Genomic DNA, 23650 nt, shown 5'->3' with positions numbered 1-23650 from the left:
CGTGAAACATCGCGTGATCGACCCGGCCGGGGTCGTATTCGGGCTAGTGGTTCCGCTGCTGTGTGCGGTCTTCGGCTTCGTCCTGACAAAGATTTGGGAGTCTCGCCTCCCGGAACAGATCGCGACTCACTGGACCACCACCTCGCCGGACGGCTTCTCCACCCCGTCGGCCAACGCATGGACGATTGCACTTCTGACCCTGCTTTTCGGTGGGGGTCTCAGCGCGATTGCCGCTCTTGCACCCGCGATGTTGATGATGCGTCGATTCATGTTGGTCGTCGGGCTGAGCGTGGTCGGGCTCATCACGAGCGTGAACTTCGCATTGCTCTACAACCAACTCGATGTCGCCGATCCGTCCACGACGTCACTCCCGCTGTGGTCTATCGGTGTCGGCTTTGGCGTGGGCGGGGTGCTGGGGTGGATGGGCGCCTCGTTCCTGCGTGACTACCGCGTCCGCACGGTTGCCGCGACCACACCCTCGGCTGGGTTGCCGCGAAGCAGCGGCCCTCTTCCCATCTCCGACGACGTCGGATTCAGCGCCAAGGGGTCGGTGATCCTCACGGCGATCACTCTGTCGCCCGGAGTTGTCATGGCGCTGGGGACACGGTCACTCTGGCCGCTGTTCATCTTCGGGGCACTCGGCCTGCTCGTCGTCAGCCTGGTTCGCTTCCGGGTGATCGTCGACGACCGGGAGATCCGGATGATCAACATGGGGATGGCTGCGATGACCTACGACATCGACGAAGTTGTCGGCGCCGACGTCGCGGAGATCAAACCGTTCGCGGACTTCGGCGGCTGGGGACTCAAGGCCAAGGGTCGTCGGAACTACGGCGTCGTCACCCGCACCGGACCCGCGGTGGTCATCACGTTCGCCGGTGGTGACCGACTCACGATCACGACGCCGAAGGCCGAAAACATCGCCGGGTCCCTCAATCGACTGGCCGACGCCCGGACTCGGTAACCGCCGAGCCTGAACCGATCGCTTCCTGAGTCTTCTCGAGATACCCGCATGCCGCCGCCCTGGCTTTGGTGACGTCGCGTTCGGCAATGGCTTCGGCGACTCCCTGATGATGCGAGGACGTCAGCGACGGCGGATGAACGCCTTCGGTCACCTCGTACGTGGCGCGGACGGTTTCGAGGATTCCGGCAAACAGATCTTTCAGCACGGGATTGTGGGCAGCATCGACGACGGCAATGTGAAACGCGAGATCGACGTCTACGAAGTTCTCGGCCGGGACGTCACGCTTGGCGGCCAGCTCACGAAGTATCCGGACGTCGTCGTCGCTGCGGCGCTCACACGCCAAGCGAACTGCTTCCATCTCGAGCGCACGACGCACTTCGAAAACGTATTTCATCTCGTCGACGGACGCGTGCTTGCCGAGCAGGCCGCCGATGTCGGTCCGAGCGCGCACGAAGGTCCCTGATCCGCGACGAATCTCCAGAACTCCCGTCGAGGTCAATGTCTTGATCGCTTCGCGCACGGTGTTCCGGCCTACGCCCAGAACACTCATCAGCTCCGGCTCGGTCGGAACACGGTTGCCGACGGTCCAGGCGCCGTCGGAGATCTGCGCGCGCATCCAGTCGAGGGATTGCTCGTACGCGGACTCCTTGCGAACAACGGTCATCTACTCATCCTCACAGCATTCGCGGCGATCATTCCACTCACCTACGATACGTAGGACGACCCACGTATTTTCGAACTCTGTCTTCAGGAGGGGCTTCCCACGTCCGCCACAGCTGTCGCCACCGAAGAACGCACACGCCGCACCAATCGACACTTCTACAGCGTGGGCTACGTCCTCACCGTGATCCTCTTGGGCGCGAACATGCCCACCTCCGTCTACGGGCTGTACCGGACCGAGTTCGGGTTCACGCCCACCATCCAGACGCTCATCTACGGCGTCTACGTCGCCGGCCTCGTTCCGGCGTTGCTGTTCTTCGGACCGCTGTCCGACGCCCTCGGCCGACGCACCGTGCTTCTGACTGCACTCGCGCTGAGCGTCGTCGGCACACTCGTTCTGGCATTCGCCGACGCGACGGTGTGGTTGTTCGTAGGCCGTGTCGCTCAGGGAATCGCGGTGGGCGCGGCCAGTGCCGCAGGCAGTGCCGCGCTGGTGGAGCAGGAACCGAAGTTCGATCACCGACGGGCCGCGCTCGTCTCGACGGTGACCGGCGCGTTGGGCGGTGCACTCGGACCACTCGTGTCCGGTGCGATCGCCCAGTATCTTCCGCAACCTCTGCGGTTGCCGTATCTGATCTTCCTCGTCGCGTTCATCCCGGCACTGATCGTGTTGCTGCTGCTGCCGCGGATCGGGGACATCACACGCCCGAAGCGGTTCTTCCAGATGCCACATGTTCCCGCCGCCATCCGAGAGACGTTCTGGCTGAGCTCTCTCGCCGTCGCGCTGTCGTGGGGCGCAGTCGGGCTCTTCCAGTCGGTGGTCCCGTCATGGATGACCGACCTGCTGAACATCGACAACCTTCTACTCGGCGGTGGGGCGGCTGCGCTGGTGATGATCTGTTCGGTGATCGCGCAACTCGGCGGGAGTCGCATGGACCCGCGCACGTCCGTCACCGTCGGCCTGGGAATCCTCGCCCTCGGAATGATCGGGTTGCTCGTGGTCGACCTCGTCCCGAGCCTGGCACTGCTGAGCGGCATCACCGTCGTCGTCGGCACCGGACACGGTCTGGCCTTTGCCGGCGGCATGAAGCGCGTCAACGCCGCCGCCCGAACCCACGCCCGCGAGAGCCACGGCGGAGTTCTGGCCGCGTTCTTCACCGTCAGCTACGCGGGACTGGCGATCCCGTCGATCATCGCGGGTATCGCCATCACGATCCAGGGAATGCAGACGGCCATCATCGAGCTGTCGATCATCGGAACGCTGCTGTGCCTGGCCGTGATGGGCTTCAACCTTCGTGGGGCTCGAGAGCCCGCCCGAGCACGCCGTTATCCTTAGCCAGGTGAAGTTTCTCAGCAGGTTCTACATCGACGGGTTCATCCTCGGCATCATCATCGCCGGCGTGCTCGGAAGTGTGTTCCCGGTATCGGGTACCGCGGAGAGCATTCTGAACTGGGCCACCAAGATCGCCATCGGCTTCCTGTTCCTGCTCTACGGCGCACGGCTCTCGCCGCAAGAGGCGTGGAAGGGCGTCAAGCACTGGCGACTGCACACCGTCGTCCTCGCCGCGACGTTCGTGCTGTTCCCACTGATCGGCCTAGCACTGCGATTCCTGTCGCCGACCCTGATCAGCGACGAGCTCTACACCGGCATCCTCTACATGTGCCTGGTTCCGTCGACGGTTCAGTCTTCGATCGCGTTCACCTCGATCGCCAAGGGGAATGTCGCGGGCGCGATCGTCAGTGCGTCGTTCTCCAACCTGATCGGCGTCTTCGTCACACCGCTGCTGGTGGTTCTGCTGATGAACACCACCGGCCAGGCGACGGTCGACTTCTCGTCGATCCTCGACATCGTCGTGCAGTTGCTGATCCCGTTCATCGTGGGTCAGCTGATCCGCCCGCTGGTGATCGGATGGCTGCAGAAGTACGCCGAACCCACCAAGTACGTCGATCGCGGATCGATCCTCCTCGTTGTCTTCGCCGCCTTCAGCGAAAGCATGAAAGAGGGGATCTGGAGCACCATCACGATCTGGCAGATCGTGATCCTCACAATCGTGTGCTGCCTGATTCTCGCGCTGGTTCTCGGCGTGACCACTCTCGCGGGGCGCAAGCTCGGGTTCGATCTTCCCGATCAGATCGTCATCATCTTCTGCGGCTCGAAGAAGTCCTTGGCAACGGGCCTACCGATGGCAGCTGTGCTGTTCGCGGGCCAGCCCGTCGGCCTGATCGTGTTGCCGCTGATGATCTTCCATCAGATCCAACTGATCGTCTGTGCTGCGATGGCGCAACGCTTCGCGAATCGGGATCCGGTCAGCGTCAGCTAGCGAGCAACTCGTCTCGGGTCGCATCGACACAGCCACAACCACCCTGCAGTTCAGCACAATCGATGGACAACGCATGGCGGACCGATGCCAAGTCGACGCAGTTCACGCCGGTGCATTCGAGTGATCCGTCGGCATGTCGCAGCAGACAATCGTGGCAGTGATCGACATCCGAAACACAGTCCGCGCACTGGATCTGACGCTCAACGATCATTGCTGCCACCTCTCTCGAAAACGATGACACAGGAATATCATCGACCTCCGACAGGTCAGTTCCGTTCAACCTCGATGGGGTGGCTGGCCAGCATCGCTACGGGGAGCGGTTGGCGTCGTAGCACCCGTGCCCAGACGTCGACTCGGGGCGGCGTCAGCACATCCGAGGGCAGTGAGCTGATCACCATCCAATCCTCACGCTCGAGCTCCGAATCAAGCTGCCCCAGAGTCCAACCCGAGTAACCGGCAAAAATGCGGATCCCTTCGACCAGGGGAGCGATGACCGCCGGATCCGAGTCAAGGTCCACCATGACAACTTTGCCGTCCACCCGCCGCAGGCCGGCGACGCCGTCGATCCGTGCACCGTTGCGAGCGATGCCCAGGCAAAGCGCCGAGTCACGCTTGACTGGTCCACCGATGTACAGGGCCGAAGGATGCGCGGTCAGCGGTGACCACTGCGGCAACACGTTCTGCACGGCCGTCTCACTCGGCCGATTGACGACGACGCCCAGGCTCCCGGCGTCGTTGTGCTCGATCATGTAGATGACGGTGCGGCGAAATGCAGGTTCCGTGAGATCGGTCGACGACACCAACAAACTGCCCGGACGAACCTCCGGTTCTATCCAGGCCATTCGATCCTCGGGTTCTTCTGCGTGCGGCACAAAGACATCATCTCACCGACGACTGCATGCAGTGGAACGCTGACACAGGCGTGTTCAGGTCAGACCCGCCACATCGGCAAGTAGTGCCAGATGCCGCTCGAAAATCTCACTCGCATCGGTGAACGTATCGCTTCCGTACTGCCCGAACACCTCGAAGTTCACCGAACCGAACAGCGATACCCAGACGAGAGTTGCGCGCACTGCGGCATCCGGCGGCAAGTCGGTGCCCAGTTCTTTCCGCACTCCCTCGAGGTCCGTTGCCAACGTGTCACTCAGGCCCGGACCCTCTCGCACCGTCAGTGAACCCGCGCGATGGGCGGCGTCGATGATCCCGATCAGCCGGGTCACAACGAGGGTGCCAGGGCCGGTGGTCTGTTCGCCCGGGGCGTCGTAGCCGGGGACGGGGCTGCCGAACAACAGACCGTAGCGGGCCGGTTCCCGGATCGCCCAGCTCCGGACAGCGCGCCCGAGAGCCATGAACTGCCCGCGGAAGTCTTCTGCTGCAACGGCATCCACGGCAGCGCCTACCTCCGCGCCCAGTTCCGTGTACCCGTCCACCACCAACAAGGTCAGCAGTTCGTCGCGACTGGCGACATAGCGGTACACCGCTGACGAAACGACTCCCAGATCACGTGCGACAGCCCGCAGGGACAAGGCTGCAGCGCCGACGGCAGCGAGATGCTCGCGCCCGATCCGGGTGATGTCCTGCAGCGTCTGTTCGCGCGCCCGCTCACGGGGAGTTCCAACCATGAGTCCATCTTGCCCCATTCCCGAGAGCAGTATCAACAAAAGAGAGCACTGCTCTTGACAGCACTGGAGCGCGGGTGCATTCTTGAAAACGAGAGCAGTGCTCTCAGTTCACTCGAAACAAGAAGGAGCACACCATGTCGAACCTCGAAATCGTCACCGGAGCAGGACCCGTCGGATCCGCCGTCGCGCTACAGCTCGCCGAGCAGGGAATCAACGTCCGGCTCCTGACCAGGTCCGGCAGCGGGCCCGAGCACCCGCTGATCGACCGCCGACGCGTCGACGTCTCGGATTCCGAGGCCCTTCGCTCGGTCAGCGAGGGCGCCACGGCGATCTACCACTGCATCCACGCCGCCTACAACGCAGCCGATTGGGAGAGGGAACTCCCGGCGGCCGAGAAGGTTGTGCTCGACGCGGCCGCATCCATCGGTGCCGTCGTGGTTTTCCCCGAAAGCCTCTACGCCTACAACTCCGACACCCTGATGACCGAATCCGACCCGCGCAACGCCACTGGCGGCAAGCGCGGAGTGCGCACCGCACTGCTGCGTGCTCGCGAGGCCTCGGCAACACCCACCGTCAGCGTCGTGGCCTCGGACTTCTTCGGTCCTCGTGTCCGGACCGCTCACGCCGGCGAACGCATGGTTCCGAAGGTCATGGCAGGTAAGAAGATTCGAGTCATCGGTTCCGCAGATCAGCCACACTCCTTCACCTACATTCCCGATCTCGCAGCAGCCATGATCGCGGCAGCACACAACCCCGAACTCTGGAACTCCGTCCTCCACGCGCCCACTGGCCCCGCGCTCACCCAACGCAAGATCGCCGAGGCCTTCGCCCGCGCCGCCGGGGCGTCCCCCGCCAAGGTGGGCGTCCTGCCCGCCTGGGTGCTCGACGCCGTCGGCAAGATCAACACCGACAGCCGTGAACTCGCGGAGATGAACTACCAGTTCACCAAGCCGTTCGTCATGGATTCGAGCGCCAGCGAAGTGCTGCTCGGACTCTCGCCTACGCCGCTCGATCAGGCTGCCGAAGAGACCGTCGCCTGGTGGCGCGCGGAACAGGCTCGCACCGTTGCTGCCTGAACCTGCAGGTGGGTCCCTTGACCCAAGAACGGAACGGGTGTTCACTTCTTGACATGGCCTATCGCCGCACTCCGGCAGTACAGGAAAGATTGGACGCCCAACGCGCCCGACTGCTCGAGGCCGCCACGACGGCAGTGGCAACCCACGGCTATACGGGATGTTCCATCGCCGCGGTGGCCAAGAACGCCGGCGTCGGCACCGGGACGCTGTATCGACATTTCGACGGCAAGGGCGAATTGTTCGCCGAAGTGTTCCAATCAGTCTGCAGCCGTGAGGTATCCGCGGCCCGGGACGCCGGAGACAGCGCCCGAAGCCTGGCAGGCAATCATTGCTCCGCGGTATCGGCGTCGGTTCGCACCTTCGCCGAACGTGCCATGCGTGCACCGGTTCTCGCCTATGCACTGCTGGTGGAACCGGTCGATCCACTCGTCGACGAACAGCGGTTGATGTTTCGCGAATCGTTCCGCGATTGCCTGGCCACCGCAATCCGCTCGGCAGCCGAATCCGGTGAGATACCGCCACAGGACGCCACTCTGACGGCAGCGTGCATCGTCGGGGCAATCGGTGAGGCCCTGATCCTTCCGCTGCGCGGCGGCACCGCCGATCCCGCTGCGATCGACGCCATTCTCGCCTTCACCCTTCGATCGCTAGGGAGCTTCGATGACACCCACGCATGAAGTCACCAATCAGGTTCCGCCCCTGATCGATTACGACGCAGCCGAATACGCGCCGATCCTCGAGGCACTACATCGCGAAGGAGCATCGGACGCACTCGAGGAGGTTCATCGCGTCGGGATCCGCGCCGGCAGTGCTCAGGCCCAGGAGTGGGGCGATCTGGCCGAGGAGCACCCACCCGTACTGAGAACCCACGACCGCTACGGCAACCGTATCGACGAGGTTCGTTACAACCCCGCCTATCACCAACTCATGAGCACCGCAGTGGAATTGGGACTGCACGGCGCTCCATGGGTTGACCCGAATCCACACGCACACCTCGTACGCGCCGCGAAGATGGCCGTGTGGGGTCAAACCGACGCCGGTCACGGCTGCCCCATCTCCATGACGTACGCCGTGATCCCCGCGCTGCGGCACAACGCGGATCTGGCCGCGCAGTACGAACCCCTCCTGACCACGCGGCACTACGATTCGGCGCTGAAAGCTCCCCTCACCAAACCCGGATTGATCGCCGGTATGTCGATGACGGAGAAGCAGGGCGGTTCGGATGTTCGTGCCGGAACCACAAGGGCAGTGCCACAATCCGACGGCAGCTACCTGCTGACGGGTCACAAGTGGTTCACCTCCGCGCCGATGTCGGACGTGTTCCTCGTCCTCGCCCAGGCACCGGGTGGTCTGTCGTGCTTCTTCCTGCCTCGGGTCCTGCCGGACGGCTCGCTCAACAACATGTACCTGCAGCGTCTGAAGGACAAGTTGGGCAATCATTCCAACGCGAGTAGTGAGGTCGAGTACCGCGACGCTCTCGCGTGGATGGTCGGCGAAGAAGGCCGGGGCGTGCGCACCATCATCGAGATGGTCAACATGACCCGGTTGGACTGCACGATCGGCACGGCCACCGGCATGCGTGTCGGCACCATGCAGGCAGTTCACCACGCGACGCATCGAAGTGCTTTCGGCGCCAACCTGATCGACCAACCCTTGATGCGCAACGTTCTGGCAGATCTGGCGGTGGAATCGGAAGCGTCCACCACCGTCGCGATGTGGCTGGCCGCTCTGACCGACCGCGCAACCGCAGGCGATGCCCACGCCAGCGCACTACGACGCATTTCGTTGGCCGTGAGCAAGTACTTCGTCTGCAAGCGCGGACCGATCCACGCTGCCGAGGCACTCGAGTGTCTGGGCGGAAACGGATACGTGGAGGAATCCCGGATGCCGCGCCTCTATCGCGAGGCTCCGCTGCTCTCGGTGTGGGAAGGGTCTGGCAACGTCGCGGCGCTCGACACACTGCGGGCGATGGCGAAGCAACCCGAAACGCTGCAGGTGTTCTTCGACGAACTGAAACAAGCGAGTGGAGTGGACAGTCACTTCGATCAGGCAGTGCGGGACCTCGAGGCGGCATTCGGCGATTTCGACGACATCGAATACCGGGCGCGAAAGATCGTCGGTGACATGGCACTCGCGCTGCAAGCCTCGCTGCTGCTCCGCTACGGGCACCCTGCGGTGGCCGACGCGTTCTGCGCGAGTCGGCTCGGAAGTAGCTGGGGGAGCGTGTTCGGAACGCTGCCGAGGGGCGTCGACGTCGCGCCGATCCTCGAGCGGGCCACCGTCAAGGTCGGCGCCTGACCCACCCACTACAGTGACCGCTTATGAACCGAGCCTCGAACCGCCGCGAGGCCTGGCAGCGCGTACTGCACACCCTGCGTGAATCACCCGGCCTCGGAAGGCTGGCGCTCGTCCGCTTTTCCAGCCAGTTCGGCGACGGAATGTTCCAGGCCGCGCTCGGTGGCGCAATTCTCTTCAACCCGGAACGCGAAACCGATCCGGCGGCGATAGCGGCCGGCTTTGCCGTACTGCTCCTTCCCTATTCGGTGATCGGGCCCTTCGCCGGAGCTCTGCTGGATCGCTGGGACCGCCGACTGGTGCTCCTGTGGGCGAGCGTGCTCCGCGGGCTCTTCATCCTGACCACCGCGGTGCTGCTGGTCGCCGGTGGTGGCGACACACTTTTGTTGACGTGCGCACTGGCTGCCATCGGAGTCAGCCGCTTTGTCGGGGCAGGCGTATCTGCAGCCCTACCGAAGGTCGTCCGACAATCGTGGTTGGTGGCCACCAATTCCGTTCTCACAACGGCTGGTTCGGTGGTGGCCGCCCTAGGCGCTTCGGCAGCGGTGGCGATCATCGGTGTGATCGGCGCGGGCGATCGAGCGTCAGGCGCAGCCGTGGCCGTCGCAGCACTGGGATCGGTACTCGCTGCCCTCGCCGCGGCCAGGTTCACCGCCCGCTCACTTGGTCCAGTGGCCGACGAAGTGGTCCGTGCCAGCGCCGTTCGTTCGGTAACAGCCGGACTGCGAACCGGTGCAACCGCTGTCTGGGAGGCGCCCGGCGTCACCACGGCAATGATCGGAATCGGAGCGCACCGCATCTGCTTCGGCATCAACACCCTCATCATGGTGCTGGTCCTACGCGACACCTCGAACGGCTCCCAATTGCCTGGAGGGATGGCCGGATTCGGCGTCGCCGTCGGCGCCACGGCAATCGGAATGTTGATCGCGGCATTGATCACACCGTTCCTGATCCCGCGGATCGGCCGCTCACGGACGATCACCTACGCCCTGGTGTGCGCGGTTCTCGTCCAACTCGTCTTCGTGACCACCCTGACTCAGGGATCGCTGCTGATCGCTGCGTTCCTGCTCGGCATCGCCGGGCAGTCCGTGAAACTCAGCGGCGACGCGGCCATGCAGATCGACATCGACGACGACCGTCGTGGCCAGGTATTCGCCTTGCAGGACACCGTGTTCAACGTCGCGTTCATCGGTGCGATCGCGGCCGCGTCGACGGTGATCGCACCCGACGGCAAAAGCGTCGGCCTCGCCATTGCCGGTGCGGGTGTCTATGCCGCCGGCTTGTCAGCGGTGCTGATCAACCGCAAGAAACGAGAAACTACCCCTGCTGGGTAGCCCACCACTTCAGCAGTTCGGCTTCGGCCTCGTCACGATCGAGCGGGCCGCGATCCAGACGCAGTTCCTTGAGGAACGTCCATGCCTTGCCCACCTGCGGGCCCGCCGGGATGTTCAGCAGTTCCATGATCGCGTTACCGTCGAGGTCCGGACGCACCCGAGCAAGGTCTTCCTGCTCCGCGATGCGCGCGATCCGCTCTTCGATGTCGTCGTACGTGGCCTGCAACTGCGCAGCGCGGCGCTTGTTACGCGTGGTGCAGTCCGCCCGGACGAGCTTGTGCAGCCGGGGGAGCAGCTCGCCCGCGTCGGTGACGTACCGCCGCACGGCCGAGTCGGTCCACTGCCCCTTGCCGTAGCCGTGAAAACGCAAGTGCAGGAACACGAGCTGAGAAACATCGTCGACCATCTGCTTCGAGAACTTCAAGGCACGCATGCGCTTGCGCACCAGCTTGGCACCGACCACCTCGTGGTGGTGGAAGCTGACGCCACCGCCTGGCTCGTTGCGCTTGGTATCCGGCTTTCCGATGTCGTGAAGCAGTGCGGCCCAACGCAATACGAGGTCCGGATCGCCTTCTTCGAGATCGATCGCCTGCTGGAGCACCGTGAGGGAGTGCTGGTAGACGTCCTTGTGCTGGTGATGCTCGTCGATCTCGAGCTTCATCTGCGGAACCTCGGGCAGCACGTACGCGGCCAGCCCGGAGTCGACCATCATGTTGATGCCGTCCACCGGGTACATGCCCAGCATCAGTTTGTTCAGTTCCACCTGCACGCGCTCGGCGGTGATTCGCTCGATCTGCGACGCCATCTCCTTGATGGCCTCGAAAACGCGATTGTTCAACGTGAAACCAAGCTGCGAGACGAACCGGGCTGCGCGCAGCATCCGCAACGGATCGTCGTTGAACGAGTTTTCCGGCGCCGACGGCGTATCGAGCTCTCCGGCCAGCAGAGCGTCCATGCCGTTCAGCGGATCGACAAACGTGTAGGAACCGTCCGCGCCGATCTTCATCGCCATCGCGTTGACGGTGAAATCGCGGCGCACCAGATCGTCGGCCAACGTCGTGCCGTATTCGACTATCGGGTTACGCGAGACACGGTCGTAAGCGTCGGCCCGGAAGGTCGTGATCTCGATCTCCTGGCCGTGCTTGATGGCGCTGATGGTCCCGAACTCGATGCCGGTGTCCCACTGCTTGTCCACCCAGCCCTTGAGCAGAGCCTGCACCTTCTCCGGCCTGGCGTCCGTCGTGAAGTCCAGATCGCCACTGAAGCGGCCGAGAATTGCGTCGCGAACACTGCCACCCACCAGGAACAGCTCGTGACCGGCCGCAGCAAAACGCTCACCGAGCGGGTTCAACACGTCGGACAACGTGCCGAGCGTTGCAGTGGCGTCGGCAAGTAGTCGTAGGCGGCGATCAGCGTCGGAGGTAGGGACAGTCACGTGAAAGGAGCTTACTTAAGGTGCGCAAATAGCAGAACGCGCATACGAACGCGATAGACCGCTTTGCGCGGGTTACCGGGCAACGCTGCAAGGCCAACTAGTATCGATGAGGTGTCTGGTGCCGAACGAACAAACAGGAGTCGCCGCAACCCGCGGCGTCGACCTGCCGTCGGCAACCCCGATAAACCTTTGATGCGAACCGTCCGTGAAACTTCTGCGGGCGGCTTGGTCGTCGATGGCTGGGGAGGACCCCCGGAACGCCTCTGCGCTGCACTGATCGGCCGAACCGACCGCCGTGGACGCCTACTCTGGTCGCTACCGAAGGGCCATATCGAGCAGGGTGAGACCGCCGAGCAGACCGCGATGCGTGAGGTCGAAGAAGAAACCGGTATCCAGGGAACCGTCCTGGCGCCGCTGGGCAGCATCGACTACTGGTTCGTGACCGAAGGTCGACGCGTCCACAAGACCGTGCACCACTATCTCCTCCGCTTTCTCGGCGGTGAACTCTCCGACGAGGACATCGAGGTCACCGAAGTCGCCTGGGTGCCGCTGACGGAACTGCACTCGCGGCTCGCGTACGCCGACGAGCGCAAACTCGCCGAACTCGCGTCGCAGATGATCGCCGAGATGCCGAGACCTGAAATCCAGCGACCTGAGATTCTGCGAACACAGCACCCGAAGGAACCGGACGCCGGATGAGAATGGCTCTGCGGCGGGCCGGTGTGGCCGCTCTGGTGATGGCCGCTGTCGGTTTCGGGCCTGCAACGACGGCCGTCGCAGGTGCAGCACCGGCCAGCCAGCCCAGTGAGCGCGCCCCGGCGCGAAACACCAACGATGCCAAATTTCTGCAGCTGACCATCGACTCCACCGCACCGACCACGGTGACGACCACCAGCGACCGCAACGTCGTGGTCAAGGGCACGGTGAAGAACGTCGGTGACCGTCCCGTCGAGGACGTCGGAGTGAGGCTGCAGCGCGCTCCCGCGATCGACTCCAGTTCGGACGTGCGCGCAGCACTCGACTTCGACCAGGCTGTTTTCGACACGGTCGGCGAATTCGACACCGTCGCCACCACCCTCGACACCGGCCAGTCCAAGCAGTTCACGCTCACCCTGCCGCTCCGGAGCACAACCGGGTTGTCCCTCGACATCACCGAACCCGGCGTCTACCCGATGCTCGTCAACGTGAACGGGACCCCGGAGTACGGCGGTGCCGCCCGACTCGACGACGCACGCTTCCTCCTCCCCGTCCTCGGTGTGCCGGCCGCAGCCGAATCGAACGCCACAGCCGGAACCCCCAGTTCGTCCGCCACGGCCGTCGTTCCCCCCGACACGTCCGCCCCGATCGGCGTCACGCTCATGTGGCCGCTGGCCGACGCACCACGACTCGTCGGCGGAATCCCCGGCGCGGTAAACGAGCCCGTACGCCTGATCGACGACGAACTTGCCACCGAACTTTCCGACGGCGGACGTCTGGACGCGTTGGTCGATGCGGTGGAGAACGCCACCAAACCCGAAAGCGATACCGATCGCCGCGTCACGGATGCGCTCTGCCTGGCAATCGACCCCGACCTTCTGATCACCGTCGAGAACATGACTCGCGGGTACCTCGTCGCCGACAACTCGTCCGACCCCACCGGGCCGTCGCACGAAGGCCGCGGCAGCGACGCCGCCAACCAGTGGCTCGGCCGGGTGAAGACGCTCGCCTCGACGATGTGCACGACGGCGGTTCCCTTCGCGCAGGCCGATCTCGCCGCGGTCACCTCGGTGGCCAATCCGGAGTTGACGGCTACCGCGCTCGCACGGCCGGCGGACATCGTCGACAACATCCTCGGCGTGACCTCGTTGCGAGACTTCGTCTGGCCAGATTCAGGTGTCCTCGACTCGGCCACCGCAGAGGTGCTGAGCGTGAATCCCACCACAGCGATGGTGGCTGACACCTCCGTCGACTCGGCAGCCCCGCAACTGTCGTCGCGGATAACCGGCTCACTCGACGCGCTTGCGTTCGACACCTCGGCAGCCGCAGCCTTGGCCGCCACCGGCTCGGAGCCGCAGGTCCCGTCGTACATCCCCGACGACACCGCGCCGACCATCGACATCGAATCGCGCAGCGCCCGGCGCCAGGACGCGCTGGGAGCGATGGCGTGGGCCGCGCTGACGCCGACTTCTCTGCCGCGCAATCAGATCTTCGCGCCGCCGCAACTGTGGACCGCGGACCGCAACGACGCCACCGCCGTGCTCTCGATGCTCGCGACCCTCATTCGCTCCGGTCTCGCCTCACCTCAGGCCCTGCCCGCACTACTCGGCAGACAACCGGGGGCCACTGACGCCGCCACGCTCGACTACCCGGACCGAGCCACCCAGGACGGTCCGCAGACGTCCGTCGTCGAGACCGCAACCACCCAACTTCCGCGTATCGACGGGCTCGAAGCTTCGCTCGTGGACGATCCGGCGGCTTCGCTCACCCCCCGGGGATTCACGGCGCCGCTCCGCGAAGATCTACTTCGCTCGATGACCTTGGCGGATCGCCGCAACGTCGACTCCGCATCGGTCAATCGGGCGGAGCGAGCTGCGACCATCCGCGCCGACAACGTCACCGAAGCCGTCGACGGGATGTACCGGGCCGTCAGTGTGGTGTCGCCGGGCGGCGTCTACACCCTCGCGTCGGGGCAGAGTCCGCTCCTGCTGGTGGCGCGCAACGAGCTGCCCATCGCCATCAACGTCGACCTGCGTGTGGAGGCCCCACCCGAGATGCAGATCAGTGACATCGGTCCCAAACAGCTGCCGCCGCGAGGTAGCCGACAGTTGACTGTGCCCGCGGAAATGAACGATTCTCGCAAGCTGGAAGTCAACTTCTCGCTGACCACGACAGATGGCCGCCAATTGGGTACGCCGACCAGCGTGACCGTACGGTCGAATGCGTACGGTCGTCCCCTGGCCGCCGTGACGGCGACAGCGGGAGGGTTGCTGCTGTTCCTGGCAGGGCGACGGCTGTGGCATCGATTCAAGGGTCAGCCGGACCCAGCAGATGAAGGGTACGAACGCTCATGACCGGGAATCCACCCGAGGAGGGTCGCCGCTCGGCGATCACCCGCAAGAGTGCCACGACCCGTTCGCATCCTCGGATGCCACCGTGGGAGCGCGGCTACCCGATTCAGCCGGTCAACCCCGACGCACGTTTCGACGACGCACCCACCATGACCATCCCGGTGATCCGCGACTACCCCAGGTACCGCGAAGCCGAGATGGAATTCGCCGATCGGCAGGCGACCAAGTCGGACGAGTTCGACACCGACGCCCATGTCCAGGTCGGGGAACGCAAGGAGACGAACTCCCGACTCCTCGCGGCGACGGGTTCCATCGCGATCGCGACGCTGACGAGCCGCATCACGGGATTCGCCAAGCAGTTGATGATCCTGATGGTCCTCGGCCCGGCCATCGCCAGTTCGTTCACCGTGGCCAGCCAGATCCCGAACATGATCGCGGAGCTCGTCTTGGGCGCCGTTCTGACCGCGATCGTCGTCCCAGTGCTGGTCCGCGCCGAGCGGGAGGACGCCGATCACGGCGAAGCATTTGTCCGACGCCTCTTCACGGCGTCGCTCGTTCTACTGGGCATGGCCGCGCTACTCGCGACCCTGGCAGCGCCCGTACTCACCAAATACGTCTTCCTGTCCGAAGACGGCAAGGTCAGCACCGACCTGACCACGGCGCTGTCGTATCTACTTCTGCCGGCGATCCTGTTCTACGGGCTGTCGGCACTGTTCACAGCGTTTCTGAACACCAGGCAGATCTTCAAGCCCGGAGCCTGGGCTCCTGTACTCAACAACGTCGTCGTCCTCGTGGTGCTCGTGGTCTACCGCCTGACTCCGGGCGAGATCTCGCTTGATCCGGTCTCGATGGGCGACGCCAAGCTGCTCACCCTCGGCATCGGCATCACCATCGGCGTCACCGTGCAGGCAGCCAGTCTGATCCCCGCGCTTCGCCGCGAGAAGATCTCACTCAAGCCGCTGTGGGGTCTCGACGATCGCCTGCGCCAGTTCGGCGGCATGGCCGTCGCCATCGTCTTGTACGTCCTGATCAGCCAGATGGGCATGATCTTCGCGACCAAGATTTCCTCACATGCCGACGAAGCCGGCCCCGCCATCTACAGCCAGGCCTGGTTGCTCCTGCAGCTCCCGTACGGCGTGCTCGGAGTGACGGTTCTGACGGCGATCATGCCGCGCCTGAGCCGCAACGCAGCAGCCGACGACACCCCGGCCGTCGTGGACGATCTGTCGGTCGCGACGCGTCTGACCATGATCACGCTGGTTCCGATCATCATGTTCCTGACCTTCATGGGTCCGCAGGTCGGTGAAGCGCTCTACGGTTACGGCCGCTTCGGACCCGAACAGGCCGAACGACTCGGTACCGCCGTGAGCTGGTCGGCGTTCACGTTGATTCCGTACGCGCTGGTCCTGATCCAACTTCGAGTGTTCTACGCCCGCGAACAGGCCTGGACGCCGACGTGGATCGTTCTCGGCATCACTGCAGTGAAGATCGCTTTCTCGGCACTGGCTCCGGTCTTCGCCTCCAATAGCGATCAGGTCGTGATCCTGCTCGGTGCGGCCAACGGCCTCGGCTACATCACTGGCGCCGTCATCGGCGGATACCTCCTGCACCGCAGCCTCGGAAACCTGCAGATGGCCAACGTGGGCAAGACGGTCTGGTCCGTCGTACTCGCCTCGCTGGCCGGTTCGCTGACCATGCTCGCGGTCGACCGAGTCCTCGGATTCGATCAACTCACCGAGCGTTTCGGCGGACCCGGCTCGATGGTTCGCGTCGCCGTCGGCGGCATTCTGATGCTCGCGATCACCTTCACGATTCTCTACTTCAAGAAGGTTCCGGAAGTTCTGTCGGTAACGGTTGCGGTCTCCCGCAAGATTCGTTCACTGACAGGTCGCGCCGAACCGGACACACGTAACAACACCGACGACGACGTCACCGAGCTGATTCCTGCAATCAGAACGGAATCAAACGAGCAAGAACGACCGGGTGCGCTCCCGTACCCTGGTCATGGGCGTACAGGATCGCAACCCGCGCGTATTCGGGGACGGGCTATCGATGGAGAAGGAGCGAGGGTGAGCGACGACAACGTTTCCGGCAACAAGAGTGCCGGGACTTCTGCCGTGAAAGCGTCCGAACAGAAGTCAACGGCATCGTCGGGCACACCTGCATCCACGAGTTCCTCCGCACCTGCCGGACAGAAGCCGCAGCAGGGTCAGAAGCCACAGCAGCCTGCCCAGCGGCCGGTCCAGAAGCCACAGCAGCCGGTGCAGAAGGCCGCTCCGCCGGTGCCTCCGGTCAGTGTGTCCAAGACACCTTCGGCGCCCGTGTCGAAGGCACCTTCAGCACCTGTGTCGAAGACACCCGCACCGAAGACGCCTGCTCCGGACAAGAAGGCACCCGAATCTCCGAAGACGGCTGCCGCTCAGACACCGCCCGCTGCGCCTCGTTCGTCTGCCGCCGGATCCGCATCGCGACCGGCACAGCGAACGATGCCCCGTGGACCCAAGCTCATCCCCGGCGCCTCTGTAGCCGGCGGACGCTACCGTCTGCTCGCCCCGCACGGCGGAACCCGCGGACTTCAGTTCTGGGAAGCTCTCGACGTCAAGCTCGACCGTGAAGTAGCCCTGACGTTCGTCGACGCCGATCAGCGCGGCGACGACGACAGCCAGTCCGGACCGCAGGCGGTTCTCTCACGCACTCTGCGCCTGGGACGAATCAACTCGCCCGGTCTGGCTCGCGTCCTCGACGTCGTCCGCGGAAGCTCGGGCGGAATCGTCGTCGCCGAATGGACTCCCGGCCGCTCGCTTCGTGAAATGGCCGAGACGACGCCGTCTCCGATCGGTGCAGCGCGCGCCATCCGCGCCCTCGCGGCCGCTGCCGAGGCCGCTCACCGTACCGGCGGTGCGCTGTCGATCGATCACCCTGACCGCGTTCGCATCAGCATCAACGGTGACGCCGTACTGGCGTTCCCGGCGACGCTTGCCGACGCCGATTCCACCAGCGACGTCCGCGGCCTCGGCGCCATGCTGTACTCGCTCATCACGGCGCGCTGGCCGCTCGCCGAACCGTCCGCCGGTCCCGTCGGTGGTCTGCTTCCCGCCGGCCGCGGCGCCGACGGCAACATCGTCGAACCTCGGGTCGTCCGTCCGGAGGTCCCGTTCGACATCTCGGCCGTTGCGGTTCGAGCTTTGCAGTCGGAGAGTGGAATCCGCACAGCTGCCACCGTGCAGCACATCCTCGATCAGGCGTCCGTCGTCAACGACAAGACGGAAATGATTCCGGCACTTCGTCTCGGCCACCGCGAGCAGGGAGCGTCGGGTCATGCACTGAACGACCCGGAAGCCATCGAGGCCGAGAAGAAGAAGTCGACGCGGATGCTCGCGGCACTGACGGCGCTCGGCGTCTTCACCGTGATCGTCCTGATTCTCCTTGTGGTGTGGGTTGCGAGCTTCCTCTCGGGCGGCAGTAACGACACCCCGCTCAGCGAGCAGAGTTTCGGATTGACCACCGAAGCCACTGCGCCCGAGAACAATTCACCCGCGCCCGCACCGGCGGCGGCAACCGTGCCGGTAGCCGCCTCGGCCGTAACGGTGTTCTCGCCCCAGGGCACGCCGGACCAGCCGGCGACGGCGAAGAACGCCATCGACGGCAATCCAGCCACCGCATGGTCGTCGGACTCGTACTTCCAACCCTTCCCGTCACTGAAAAACGGCGTCGGCCTGATGGTGACGCTCGCCGATGCGGCCAACCTGAAGAACATTGCGATCACGTCTGATTCGCCCGGAACCGTCGTTGAAATCCGTTCTGCCCCTTCTGCGAATACTTCGCTGGATCAGACCAAGGAAATCGGATCCGGTGTACTGAAGAACGGTGTGACCGACATTCCGCTGTCGTCGGACGGCTCGGGTCAGTATGTCCTGGTTTGGATTACGCAGCTCAGCACCGAATCCGGACAAAACCAGACATCCATCTCGGAGATTGCATTCACTGCTGCAAAGTGATCGCCCTTGGCCCGTCTGAAACCTACCGACTGGGCTAATATCCGCCCGTGCACAGTTATCGGGGGGGCACCGGGGGCGGAGCCGGAAAATTCGAATCCAGAAGTTTCGAGAACACAAATCTCGAGACGACGGATTTCGAATTGTTGACTGCTCATGTGGCAGGCGATCGGCATGCGTTCCGTGAACTTCTGACCCGGCATCAGGATCATCTATGGCACGTTGCCCGGCGTACGAGCTACTCGGACGAGGACGCGGCAGACGCGCTCCAGGAGGGTCTGCTGTCCGCGCACCGCAAGGCGGCGAAGTTCCGCGGCGACGCGGCGGTGCGTAGCTGGCTCCACACCATCGTGGTCAATGCCTGCCTTGACCGGATCCGACGCAACAAATCGCGGGCCGCGTTCTCTCTGTCTTCCGAGAATGCGGAGGAACCCCGTGATCACCGCGATTACGCGGCGGGAGTGGACATGAGCCTGACCGTCGAACAGGCACTGGCATCGCTGCCCCCTGAGCAGCGTGCTGCCGTCGTCGCCGTCGATGTCGAGGGGTATCCGGTAGCCGAGGCCGCCGAAAGATTGGGAGTGCCCGTAGGGACCGTCAAGAGTCGCTGCGCCCGCGCCCGAAAGCGCCTCGCCGCCCAGTTGGAGGACTTTCGCGAAGGCGGGAACCATTCGTGAACCGGCCGCGTCCTATCTTGTAAGCGTCCACACCGACTGCCGAGGGAGGGTTCATGACAGATCCGTCTGTCCGCGTTCCGTCTCCTCCGTTTTCGGAAGACCTCTTGGCGGATCTTCACGCCGGGGTTCTCGATTCCGAAACCAGTGCATCTCTGTGGCCGCTGGTACACGCCGACCCCGCCGCCCATGCATTTGTCACCACTCTCGACGGCGTCACAGCTTCGCTTGCGGCACTGAACTCACGCGAGACCCCTCACGACCGGATCCCGAATTCGCTTGCCGAGCGGATCAATTCGGCACTCGATTCACAGTCCAGCCACGTCGATCCGCCTGCAGAGACAACCGTCATGCCGTTCCGGCGGCGCCCACAAGCGTGGGTTCTCGGTGCCGCTGCAGCCGTAGCGGTGGCTTTCGTGATCGTTGTGATCGGAACCCGAGATTCCGAACCTGCCGAAAGCGTTGTCGCTCAACCGAGCACACCGGCGACGTCTGCTGTCGCGGATCCAGATTCGGCGTCGCTGCTCTCACTCGTCGGATCCAAAGACCTTGGACCACTGGCAGATCCGTCCAAACTAGCCGGCTGCCTACGCGCCAACGGCGTCGACGAGGGCAGACCTCTGCTCGGTTCGGGTGAGGTACGCATCAACGACGCACCCGCGATAGTCCTGCTCTTCACAGGATCACAACCGCGTCAGATCACTGCTTTGACTGTCGGTACCGACTGCAGCGAGGGCAATCCGAATACATTCTCGGTCAAGAACATCGGCTGAGGTCGAGGGTCAGCGCGGCGCGGCTGCGGGTAGCAGAAGTTCGAGAATTCTCCCGCGCAATGCATCCGTATCGTCCTCGACCGCTATCAGACTCGAGAACATCGCTGCTCCGGCCGCCAAAACCAGCACGGCCTTGGCGTCGAGCAGCGCCGATTCGGGATCTTCGGCATTCTGAAGGAAGAGTTGCGTACTCGGCCCACTGAACCCTCGCCACAATTCGTTGCGCAGGTCGTCATGGTCGCGCAATGCTGCCAGCAGTCCCGGCGACGCGGCACGAACCTCGGGCCGCGAGAAGAGTTGGGCACTTCCCTCCACCACCCAACGGATCCAGCCGTCGCGATCGGTGCCCTCGAACGGCGTCAGGTCAGGTGTTGCGCCCAGGATCGATCCGAGCACAAGATGCGCCTTCGACGGCCATCGCCGCGACATCGAGGCCCGACTGACCCCTGCCCGTGCCGCGATCGCGCGGAGACTGAGTTGCTCCCAACCGACCTCGAGGAGCATCGCTCGGGTGACATCGAGAACTGTGTCGTCGATGCGTGGGTCTCGTGGGCGACCTGATCCTGTGGCATTCATCGTGTCGAATTGTCGGACAGATTGGGAGTAGGCGCTATATCGTCACATATACGAGTCCACTGGCATCGTAATGATCAGGCCGCCGCAGGAAGCAGAAAATGACCACAGCGCCCACACCGTCGATATTCGAACCCGCACGTCTCGGCCCTCTGACCTTGCGCAACCGCATCGTCAAAGCTGCGACGTTCGAGGGCGTCATGCCCAGGGGAGCGGTCTCCGACGATCTGATCAACTTCCACGCCGAAGTCGCCCGCGGCGGAGCCGCGATGACCACCGTCGCCTACTGCGCCGTCTCACCAGGTGGACGAGTGCACCGCGACACCCTTGTCATGGACGAGCGCGCACTACCGGGACTACGCAGACTGACCGATGCCGTCCACGCCGAAGGCGCACTGGCCGCGGCACAGATCGGCCACGCGGGGCTCGTCGCCAACACGCTCTCCAACAAGACGAAGACTCTGGCGCCGTCGACCCGGCTGAGTCCGCCGGCGATGGGCCTCGTCAAAGGCGCGACACTTGCCGAACTCGACGGTGTCGTCGCCGACTTCGAACGGACCGCCCGCGTCGCCGTGGACGCGGGATTCGACGCCATCGAGGTCCATCTCGGTCACAACTACCTACTCAGTTCGTTCATGAGCCCCAATTTGAACAAACGCCATGATCGATACGGCGGCAGCGTCGCCAAGCGCGCGGAATATCCGCGTCGAGTCATCGAAGCGGTGCGACGAGCTGCTGGATCCACCGTGGCGGTCACCGCGAAATTCAACATGTCCGACGGGGTTCCGAAGGGTCTGTGGCTCGACCAGAGCCTGCCGATTGCACAGATCCTCGAAGACGACGGGCATCTTGACGCGATGCAATTGACCGGTGGCAGTTCACTTCTCAACGGAATGTACTTCTTCCGCGGCGAGGTCCCACTCGCAGAATTTGTTGCTTCCCAACCCAAGCTCGTCGGGTACGGGCTGAAGTTCTACGGTCCCAAAATCTTTCCGACTTACCCGTTCGAAGAGGGATTCTTCCTTCCCTTCGCCCGTCAGTTCCGGCAAGCGCTGAACATGCCGCTGATCCTGCTCGGCGGCATCAACCGCGTCGACACCATCGAGCACGCACTGGATGAAGGATTCGAGTTCGTCGCCATGGCGCGTGCGCTCCTCAGGGACCCACAACTGGTCAACAAATTCCAGGCCGAGAGCGTCGACGAGGGGCTGTGCATTCACTGCAACAAGTGCATGCCCACCATCTACACCGGCACGCGCTGTGTGGTTCGGGACGCGCTGGTCGTTCGGGAGGCACTGCGCCCTGCCCAATGAACCCCGCGCTGTGAGCTGCGGACTGTGAGCCACTTTCCAGCCGGGTGCGGGAACAACACCCCTTATCCTGGTGTTGATCGGTACGGCTCTCCAAGAAGCGGAGGGTCTGCACTCACTATTGGAAGGCTCGCATGACCACCCAGCTGGAAAACACGCCCGCGGTCCATGACGTCATCATTGTCGGTTCCGGACCGGCCGGTTACACCGCTGGTGTCTACACCGCGCGTGCTGAGCTCCAGCCCGTGCTCTTCGAGGGCACCCAGTTCGGTGGCGCCCTCATGACCACCACCGAGGTCGAGAACTTCCCCGGATTCCGTGAGGGAATCATGGGCCCGGACCTGATGGAACAGATGCGTGAGCAGGCACTGCGCTTCGACACCGACATCCGCACCGAGGACGTCGAGGAAATCGACTTGAGCGGCCCGATCAAGACGGTCGTCGCGAACGGCGAAACCTACGCCGCGCACGCGATCATCCTCGCCATGGGCGCGGCAGCGCGTTACCTGGGGATTCCCGGCGAAGAGCGTCTCCTCGGACGCGGCGTCAGCGCCTGCGCCACCTGCGACGGGTTCTTCTTCCGCGACCAGGACATCGTCGTGGTCGGCGGCGGCGACTCCGCGATGGAGGAAGCAACATTCCTGACCCGTTTCGCTCGCTCGGTCACCCTGGTACACCGCCGCGAGGAGTTCCGCGCCTCACGGATCATGCTCGAGCGCGCCAAGGCGAACGAGAAGATCCGCTTCCTGACCAACGCCGAGCCCGTCGAGGTCCTCGGTGAGAACAGCGTCACCGGGCTCGTCGTTCGTGACACCGTCACGGGTGAGACCTCCACACTCGAGATCACCGGCATGTTCGTCGCCATCGGCCACGACCCGCGCAGTGAACTCGTGAAGGGCCAGGTCGATCTCGACGACGCCGGATACGTGCGCGTCGCTCCCGGTTCTACCGCGACCTCCGTCGACGGCGTCTTCGCTGCCGGTGACCTGGTCGATCACACGTACCGTCAGGCGATCACCGCTGCCGGCACCGGATGCTCCGCAGCAATCGACGCCGAACGCTGGCTGGCCGACCGCGGCGACATCACCGCCAACACGCTCGACGCTGCCGGCCATACGGTCGACGTCGTCGGCGCTCCCTGATTCATCAAGCTGTCGTACACAACCCTCGAGGAGTAACAGTGTCGAATACCGTCACCATCACCGACGATTCCTTCAAGCAGGACGTCCTGGGCAGCGACAAGCCCGTTCTGGTCGATTTCTGGGCAACCTGGTGCGGCCCGTGCAAGATGGTCGCCCCGGTACTCGAGGAGATCGCCGGCGAGAACAGCGAGAAGCTGACCGTCGCGAAGCTCGACATCGACGCCAACCCGGCGGCCGCCCGCGATTTCCAGGTCATGTCGATCCCGACGATGATCCTGTTCAAGGACGGCAAGCCGATCAAGACGATCGTCGGCGCCAAGGGCAAGGCTGCACTGCTCAAGGACCTCGCAGACGTTCTCTGACGGCTGGTTGAGCATCGTGGATTCTCGCAATCCACAGAATTTCTGAGATAATCGATCGATGTGCCTGATC

General features: G+C 64.0%; 20 protein-coding genes. 15 read left to right on the top strand and 5 right to left on the bottom strand.

The annotated features are described in order from the left end of the window. Position 1 precedes the first annotated feature (1 nt). Positions 2 to 961, top strand: coding sequence for a DUF1648 domain-containing protein (locus ACFWAD_RS02845; protein ID WP_378541219.1), 960 nt, complete (start codon positions 2 to 4; stop codon positions 959 to 961). Here ACFWAD_RS02845 and ACFWAD_RS02840 read toward each other — a convergent pair. Next, positions 930 to 1625 carry a FadR/GntR family transcriptional regulator gene (locus tag ACFWAD_RS02840; protein ID WP_378541217.1) on the bottom strand — a complete coding sequence of 232 codons (696 nt, stop codon included), beginning with the start codon at positions 1623 to 1625 and terminating at the stop codon, positions 930 to 932. The two genes, ACFWAD_RS02845 and ACFWAD_RS02840, sit on opposite strands and share 32 nt — an antisense overlap. Before the next feature lie 162 nt (positions 1626 to 1787). On the opposite strand from ACFWAD_RS02840, the gene ACFWAD_RS02835 reads away from it, so the two are divergent. Next, on the top strand, positions 1788 to 2957 hold the full coding sequence (locus ACFWAD_RS02835; protein WP_378541215.1) for an MFS transporter: 1170 nt from the start codon (positions 1788 to 1790) through the stop codon (positions 2955 to 2957). A gap of 4 nt (positions 2958 to 2961) precedes the next feature. Next, a complete protein-coding gene (locus tag ACFWAD_RS02830; protein WP_003942582.1) occupies positions 2962 to 3942 on the top strand; it encodes a bile acid:sodium symporter family protein in 981 nt (326 codons plus the stop codon). A 266-nt stretch (positions 3943 to 4208) separates the two neighbouring features. Here ACFWAD_RS02830 and ACFWAD_RS02825 read toward each other — a convergent pair whose 3' ends face one another. Both ACFWAD_RS02825 and ACFWAD_RS02820 read right to left on the bottom strand, forming a co-directional pair. Beyond that, on the bottom strand, positions 4209 to 4814 hold the full coding sequence (locus tag ACFWAD_RS02825) for a YqgE/AlgH family protein (RefSeq protein ID WP_378539876.1): 606 nt from the start codon (positions 4812 to 4814) through the stop codon (positions 4209 to 4211). 54 nt (positions 4815 to 4868) lie between these two features. Further along, on the bottom strand, positions 4869 to 5564 hold the full coding sequence (locus ACFWAD_RS02820) for a TetR/AcrR family transcriptional regulator (protein WP_378541212.1): 696 nt from the start codon (positions 5562 to 5564) through the stop codon (positions 4869 to 4871). A gap of 134 nt (positions 5565 to 5698) precedes the next feature. On the opposite strand from ACFWAD_RS02820, the gene ACFWAD_RS02815 reads away from it, so the two are divergent. From ACFWAD_RS02815 to ACFWAD_RS02800, 4 genes are read left to right on the top strand one after another with little or no spacing between them, the layout of a single operon-like run. Next, positions 5699 to 6640: an NAD-dependent epimerase/dehydratase family protein gene (locus ACFWAD_RS02815; protein ID WP_378541209.1), complete on the top strand. Its 942-nt coding sequence runs from the start codon at positions 5699 to 5701 to the stop codon at positions 6638 to 6640. A 53-nt stretch (positions 6641 to 6693) separates the two neighbouring features. After that, positions 6694 to 7317, top strand: coding sequence for a TetR/AcrR family transcriptional regulator (locus tag ACFWAD_RS02810; RefSeq protein WP_378541207.1), 624 nt, complete (start codon positions 6694 to 6696; stop codon positions 7315 to 7317). Next, complete coding sequence (locus tag ACFWAD_RS02805) at positions 7301 to 8938, top strand: acyl-CoA dehydrogenase family protein (RefSeq protein ID WP_378541204.1); 1638 nt, start codon at positions 7301 to 7303, stop codon at positions 8936 to 8938. Before ACFWAD_RS02810 ends, ACFWAD_RS02805 begins: the two co-directional genes overlap by 17 nt. Before the next feature lie 23 nt (positions 8939 to 8961). After that, the gene (locus tag ACFWAD_RS02800) at positions 8962 to 10269 is read left to right on the top strand and encodes an MFS transporter (protein WP_378541201.1); all 1308 of its coding nucleotides are present in this window, start codon (positions 8962 to 8964) and stop codon (positions 10267 to 10269) included. Here the strand turns inward: ACFWAD_RS02800 and ACFWAD_RS02795 are convergent. Continuing rightward, on the bottom strand, positions 10253 to 11704 hold the full coding sequence (locus ACFWAD_RS02795) for a CCA tRNA nucleotidyltransferase (protein ID WP_378541199.1): 1452 nt from the start codon (positions 11702 to 11704) through the stop codon (positions 10253 to 10255). The two genes, ACFWAD_RS02800 and ACFWAD_RS02795, sit on opposite strands and share 17 nt — an antisense overlap. A 111-nt stretch (positions 11705 to 11815) precedes the next feature. Here ACFWAD_RS02795 and ACFWAD_RS02790 point away from each other — a divergent pair, with 111 nt between their 5' ends. From ACFWAD_RS02790 to ACFWAD_RS02770, 5 genes are read left to right on the top strand one after another with little or no spacing between them, the layout of a single operon-like run. Continuing rightward, on the top strand, positions 11816 to 12403 hold the full coding sequence (locus ACFWAD_RS02790) for an NUDIX hydrolase (RefSeq protein ID WP_378539883.1): 588 nt from the start codon (positions 11816 to 11818) through the stop codon (positions 12401 to 12403). Further along, positions 12400 to 14754, top strand: coding sequence for a DUF6049 family protein (locus ACFWAD_RS02785; protein ID WP_378541196.1), 2355 nt, complete (start codon positions 12400 to 12402; stop codon positions 14752 to 14754). The genes ACFWAD_RS02790 and ACFWAD_RS02785 overlap by 4 nt, the downstream gene beginning before the upstream one ends. Then, entirely contained in the window at positions 14751 to 18749 is a 3999-nt protein-coding gene (locus tag ACFWAD_RS02780) for a lipid II flippase MurJ (RefSeq protein WP_378541193.1), read from the top strand. The genes ACFWAD_RS02785 and ACFWAD_RS02780 overlap by 4 nt, the downstream gene beginning before the upstream one ends. 47 nt (positions 18750 to 18796) lie before the next feature. Next, complete coding sequence (gene sigM / locus ACFWAD_RS02775) at positions 18797 to 19423, top strand: RNA polymerase sigma factor SigM (RefSeq protein WP_378541191.1); 627 nt, start codon at positions 18797 to 18799, stop codon at positions 19421 to 19423. Positions 19424 to 19476: 53 nt separating this feature from the next. Continuing rightward, entirely contained in the window at positions 19477 to 20193 is a 717-nt protein-coding gene (locus tag ACFWAD_RS02770) for a hypothetical protein (protein WP_378541189.1), read from the top strand. 9 nt (positions 20194 to 20202) lie between these two features. Here the strand turns inward: ACFWAD_RS02770 and ACFWAD_RS02765 are convergent, their stop codons facing one another. Continuing rightward, positions 20203 to 20769 (bottom strand): helix-turn-helix domain-containing protein, encoded by a 567-nt coding sequence (locus ACFWAD_RS02765; RefSeq protein ID WP_378541186.1) that lies wholly within the window; start codon positions 20767 to 20769, stop codon positions 20203 to 20205. A 98-nt stretch (positions 20770 to 20867) separates the two neighbouring features. Between ACFWAD_RS02765 and nox the strand changes: the two genes are divergently transcribed. From nox to trxA, 3 genes are all read left to right on the top strand, one after another. Further along, positions 20868 to 22079 carry a 4,4'-dithiodibutanoate disulfide reductase gene (gene nox, locus ACFWAD_RS02760; protein WP_378541184.1) on the top strand — a complete coding sequence of 404 codons (1212 nt, stop codon included), beginning with the start codon at positions 20868 to 20870 and terminating at the stop codon, positions 22077 to 22079. Between the two features lie 131 nt (positions 22080 to 22210). Then, positions 22211 to 23218, top strand: coding sequence for a thioredoxin-disulfide reductase (gene trxB, locus ACFWAD_RS02755; RefSeq protein ID WP_347872409.1), 1008 nt, complete (start codon positions 22211 to 22213; stop codon positions 23216 to 23218). Positions 23219 to 23256: 38 nt separating this feature from the next. Then, positions 23257 to 23580 (top strand): thioredoxin, encoded by a 324-nt coding sequence (gene trxA / locus ACFWAD_RS02750; RefSeq protein ID WP_003942530.1) that lies wholly within the window; start codon positions 23257 to 23259, stop codon positions 23578 to 23580. Positions 23581 to 23650 lie beyond the last annotated feature (70 nt).

This window comes from Rhodococcus sp. NPDC059969, from assembly GCF_042738325.1.
Taxonomy (GTDB): Bacteria; Actinomycetota; Actinomycetes; order Mycobacteriales; family Mycobacteriaceae; genus Rhodococcus_F.
Note: the sequence above shows the minus strand (reverse complement) of the source record. Positions and strands in the feature narration are given on the sequence as shown.

Excerpts from the sequence above, each read along its gene's own strand:
- ACFWAD_RS02840 (WP_378541217.1), bottom strand. The coding sequence starts at position 1,625 with ATGACCGTTGTTCGCAAGGAGTCCGCGTACGAGCAATCCCTCGACTGG.
- ACFWAD_RS02820 (WP_378541212.1), bottom strand. The coding sequence starts at position 5,564 with ATGGTTGGAACTCCCCGTGAGCGGGCGCGCGAACAGACGCTGCAGGAC.
- ACFWAD_RS02815 (WP_378541209.1), top strand. The coding sequence starts at position 5,699 with ATGTCGAACCTCGAAATCGTCACCGGAGCAGGACCCGTCGGATCCGCC.
- ACFWAD_RS02810 (WP_378541207.1), top strand. The coding sequence starts at position 6,694 with ATGGCCTATCGCCGCACTCCGGCAGTACAGGAAAGATTGGACGCCCAA.
- ACFWAD_RS02805 (WP_378541204.1), top strand. The coding sequence starts at position 7,301 with ATGACACCCACGCATGAAGTCACCAATCAGGTTCCGCCCCTGATCGAT.
- ACFWAD_RS02800 (WP_378541201.1), top strand. The coding sequence starts at position 8,962 with ATGAACCGAGCCTCGAACCGCCGCGAGGCCTGGCAGCGCGTACTGCAC.
- ACFWAD_RS02785 (WP_378541196.1), top strand. The coding sequence starts at position 12,400 with ATGAGAATGGCTCTGCGGCGGGCCGGTGTGGCCGCTCTGGTGATGGCC.
- ACFWAD_RS02780 (WP_378541193.1), top strand. The coding sequence starts at position 14,751 with ATGACCGGGAATCCACCCGAGGAGGGTCGCCGCTCGGCGATCACCCGC.
- ACFWAD_RS02770 (WP_378541189.1), top strand. The coding sequence starts at position 19,477 with ATGACAGATCCGTCTGTCCGCGTTCCGTCTCCTCCGTTTTCGGAAGAC.
- ACFWAD_RS02765 (WP_378541186.1), bottom strand. The coding sequence starts at position 20,769 with ATGAATGCCACAGGATCAGGTCGCCCACGAGACCCACGCATCGACGAC.
- nox (WP_378541184.1), top strand. The coding sequence starts at position 20,868 with ATGACCACAGCGCCCACACCGTCGATATTCGAACCCGCACGTCTCGGC.
- trxB (WP_347872409.1), top strand. The coding sequence starts at position 22,211 with ATGACCACCCAGCTGGAAAACACGCCCGCGGTCCATGACGTCATCATT.